We start from the raw sequence: 470 nt of genomic DNA, 5'->3' as shown, positions 1-470 counted from the left end.
ATATTGTCGCGCACGTCGACGACGATCTCGCCTCCGACCGGATCGACATTGATCGTCACGCGCACCGGAATGCCGTCTTCGGCGACGCCCGGAACCGGATCGTGGCGGATCTCGTAGCTGTAGGAACCCGCCGGCAGCTTGGCGATCGCCGCCTTGGCGCAGCGCACACCGTAATCGAACCAGTCCTCGACGAAGTTCATCAGCGTGTCGCGCTCATATCGGTCGAGCAGTTCGCCGATGCGGCGCTCGCCGGTTCGGCAGGCGCCGATCTGGGCGCGAACGTCGCCGAGCCAGAGTTCCGGCACCCGGTTGCGCATCGAGCCGATGCGCAGGATATCGGCCTTTTCCTTGTAATTCTCCGCCACGCGCACGCAGGGGAAATGCATGCCTTCCTCGAAGATGTTCTTGGCGAAGGGCAGGTAGGTGGAGGGTACCGGCGCGCCGGTGTCCGCATGGTGCGAGAGAGCGAC

At 64.5% G+C, this 470-nt stretch carries 1 protein-coding gene; it reads right to left on the bottom strand.

What is annotated here, in order from left to right:
• A partial coding sequence (locus ACFHWW_RS34230) for a hydantoinase B/oxoprolinase family protein (protein ID WP_379943827.1) occupies positions 1 to 470 on the bottom strand: 470 nt, incomplete at both ends.

Source organism: Sinorhizobium sp. P24N7, from assembly GCF_042436655.1.
GTDB classification, from domain to species: domain Bacteria; phylum Pseudomonadota; class Alphaproteobacteria; order Rhizobiales; family Rhizobiaceae; genus Sinorhizobium; species Sinorhizobium meliloti_A.
The sequence above is the reverse complement of the archived record's forward strand: the minus strand, read 5'-3'. Positions and strand labels throughout refer to the sequence as shown.